A 2,798-nucleotide genomic window follows, 5' to 3' on the forward strand; every position below is an offset into this window, starting at 1 on the left:
GTGAGCGTCCGGCTAGCGGATTTTGCTGATCGGGCAAATCGGGCGATGTTCTGGCATTAGAACCAGCATTAGTGCTGACATTAATGCCAGATCGAAGAGGTTGCATGGCTCGAATGGAGATCATTTCCGGCATTGAGCGTAGGCGGCGATGGCCGGACGAGGCAAAACTGGGGATATTGGCAGAAGCGGATCAACCTGGTGTTCGCATTGGTGATGTGGCTCGCCGACATGACATCCATCCCGGCCAGATCCGTTTGTGGCGGCAGAGATTTAGTGGTTTCACCGCGCCGGCAACGTTCCTTCCGGTGGAGCTCGTCAAGGAGGTGAACCTTGGGCAGGCACCTGCCACGCGGCCGGCATTACCGATCGTCGAGATCTTGCTAAAAAATGGCCGGGGCTTGAAAGTTCCGGCAGACCTTGAGCGGAGAATGCTCGCGTCGTTGATCGCTTGTGTGGAAGCGGCATGATCGGGCCTTCAGGGAATGTGCGGGTTTATCTGGCCTGCGGGGTGACCGATATGCGGCGCGGCATTGATGGATTGTCGGCGCTGGTTGAGGCAGTCATAAAGGAGGCGCCGGGTTCCGGCGCGATCTTCGGGTTCCGCGGCAAACGCGCGGACCGCATCAAGCTTTTATGGTGGGATGGCCAAGGATTTTGCCTATTCTACAAGGTTCTTGAGCGCGGATACTTTCCCTGGCCGACGGCGAAAGATGGCGTTGCGCATTTGACGCAAGCTCAGCTTTCGATGCTTGTGGAGGGGATTGATTGGCGTCGACCGGCGTGGACTTCGGCTCCCGGCCGAACGGGATAAAAGCCTTATTTTACAAGGGAAATCCGGGCAAATACTAGCGCTTCAGGTGCAAATCGGCTACGTTTGCGGACATGGAAACAACGCCGCTGAACAGTCAGGACGAGCTTTTTGCTTTGCGCGCGCTCGTCGCGGAACAGGCGGCGAAACTCAGCGCACAAGAAGTCGAAGTTACGAAACGCGACTCCATTATCGGTCTTCTGCGCGCGCAGTTGGAATTGCTCCGCCATCGGCAGCACGGCGCATCGTCGGAGAAGATAGACCGGAAGATCGAGCAATTCGAACTGATGTTGGAGGAGATCGAGGCTTCCCGCGCCGAGGCTGAAGTGCGCTCTGGAAAGACCCCTTTACCGGAGTTGGACGACGCATCCGATAAGCCGAAACGCAGACCATTGCCAGGTGGCCTTCCAACCGAAGAGCTGGTCTATGCGGCGCCCTGCAATTGTCCGACCTGCGGTGGCATGTCTTTCCTGAAGGCCGCCGACAAGGTGGTTCAGGTGATGGAGCACGTACCGGCGTCCGTGAAGATTGTCCGCCATGTCGAAAAACGCATGATCTGCAGGGACTGCGATACGACTGTGTCTGGCGAAATGCCGACTTTGCCAATCGAGCGCGGCAAGCCCGGGCCGGGGTTGCTCGCCCATATCATGGTCGCCAAGTTCGACGACCACATCCCGCTCTACCGTCTGTCCGAGATGTACGACCGACTGGGGATAGACATCTCCCGCTCCGTGATGGCCGACTGGGTGGGCCGTGTGTCTGCTCTGCTCACGCCCCTCATCTCGCTGATCAGGGCCCATATCGCCGCGGTCGACCGAATACATACGGACGATACTCCGGTTGATGTTCTCGACCCTGGACGAGGAAAGACAAAAACCGGCAGGGTCTGGGTCTATGTCTTCGATGGTAGCGGCTATCGAGATCCCACTCCCGGAGCCATTGCCTACTATTATAGCCCCGACCGTAAGGGCGTACACCCCGCCGATCATCTCGCTGACTTCAGCGGCGTGATGCATGCGGATGGTTATGGTGGCTATAAGAAGCTTTACGGCAATCAGATTATCGAGGCGGCCTGCATGGCGCACGTGCGCCGCAAGTTCCATGATGTGATCAAGCTGAAGCCATCACCGGTCGCCGACGAAGCGCTGTCGCGCATCGGCGCGCTCTACGATATTGAGGATCGCATCCGCGGCATGCTGGCCGACGAGCGACGCAAACTGCGCCAGGATCACGCCAAGCCCATTCTGTCGGACCTGAAGGGCTGGATCGAAGCTACTCTCCCGACAGTGCCGCAAAAACAAAAGCTGGCCGAAGCGATGCGATACGCCCTCTCGCGATGGGCAGCATTGAGCGTTTACATCGACGATGGCCGTGTCGAAATCGATAACAATATCGCTGAGCGTGCCATGCGTCCCCTCGGAATTGGCCGAAAAAACTGGCTCTTCGCCGGCTCGGACAAAGGCGGCGAGCGCATCGCCAATATCCTGACCATCATCGAAACAGTCAAACTGCATGGCCACAATCCGGAGGTCTATCTGACGGACGTCCTGACCCGGATCCAGGATCATCCAAAGGACCGGCTTGAGGAACTGCTGCCGTGGCAGTGGACGCCGGAAAAAGACATCCACAAGGCTGCCTGATGGCCAGATCGAGGACTATCTACACGCTTAAAGAGGTCGCTGACATGATCGGCGAGAACCTTGAACTGCTCGAGGAAGTCACCGCCAACTCGGACAATATCGCTGAGGGCGAATTGGTCCACGTCCGCGATGGAAGCGAATATGGTACACGAGGCTTGACCGAAAATGGCATCGATGGCCTCCAGGAGCTTCTCGCAGACATACGGACTTGGGATGGTGGGATCCGCCAGTTTCTCATTGACGAGCAATGCGATCCTGAAATGATCGAGCGCGTGATGGCCGACGAGACAAAGCGCTAGACCGCTAACTCAAAGGTCGCGATACGAAAAATCCGCTCGCCGGACGCTTAC

General features: G+C 57.6%; 4 protein-coding genes. All 4 read left to right on the forward strand.

Going from position 1 to position 2,798, the window contains the following annotated elements:
• Positions 1-113: 113 nt before the first annotated feature.
• The 4 genes from tnpA (at position 114) to ACP7E0_RS34800 (ending at position 2,747) form a co-directional block, all read left to right on the forward strand.
• A complete protein-coding gene (gene tnpA / locus ACP7E0_RS34785) occupies positions 114-467 on the forward strand; it encodes an IS66-like element accessory protein TnpA (protein WP_426131906.1) in 354 nt (117 codons plus the stop codon).
• Positions 464-811, forward strand: a complete 348-nt coding sequence (tnpB, locus tag ACP7E0_RS34790) for an IS66 family insertion sequence element accessory protein TnpB (protein ID WP_113318578.1) — start codon at positions 464-466, stop codon at positions 809-811. The genes tnpA and tnpB overlap by 4 nt, the downstream gene beginning before the upstream one ends.
• Positions 812-882: 71 nt before the next feature.
• Complete coding sequence (gene tnpC / locus ACP7E0_RS34795) at positions 883-2,448, forward strand: IS66 family transposase (RefSeq protein ID WP_426131909.1); 1,566 nt, start codon at positions 883-885, stop codon at positions 2,446-2,448.
• Entirely contained in the window at positions 2,448-2,747 is a 300-nt protein-coding gene (locus ACP7E0_RS34800; protein WP_426131911.1) for a hypothetical protein, read from the forward strand. Before tnpC ends, ACP7E0_RS34800 begins: the two co-directional genes overlap by 1 nt.
• Positions 2,748-2,798: the final 51 nt, after the last annotated feature.

It is taken from the genome of Pararhizobium sp. PWRC1-1, from assembly GCF_049897905.1.
Lineage (GTDB): Bacteria > Pseudomonadota > Alphaproteobacteria > Rhizobiales > Rhizobiaceae > Pararhizobium.

What these genes read in the sequence shown, in the direction of transcription:
- ACP7E0_RS34800 (WP_426131911.1), top strand. Translation starts at nt 2,448, where the DNA reads ATGGCCAGATCGAGGACTATCTACACGCTTAAAGAGGTCGCTGACATG.
- tnpB (WP_113318578.1), top strand. Translation starts at nt 464, where the DNA reads ATGATCGGGCCTTCAGGGAATGTGCGGGTTTATCTGGCCTGCGGGGTG.
- tnpC (WP_426131909.1), top strand. Translation starts at nt 883, where the DNA reads ATGGAAACAACGCCGCTGAACAGTCAGGACGAGCTTTTTGCTTTGCGC.
- tnpA (WP_426131906.1), top strand. Translation starts at nt 114, where the DNA reads ATGGAGATCATTTCCGGCATTGAGCGTAGGCGGCGATGGCCGGACGAG.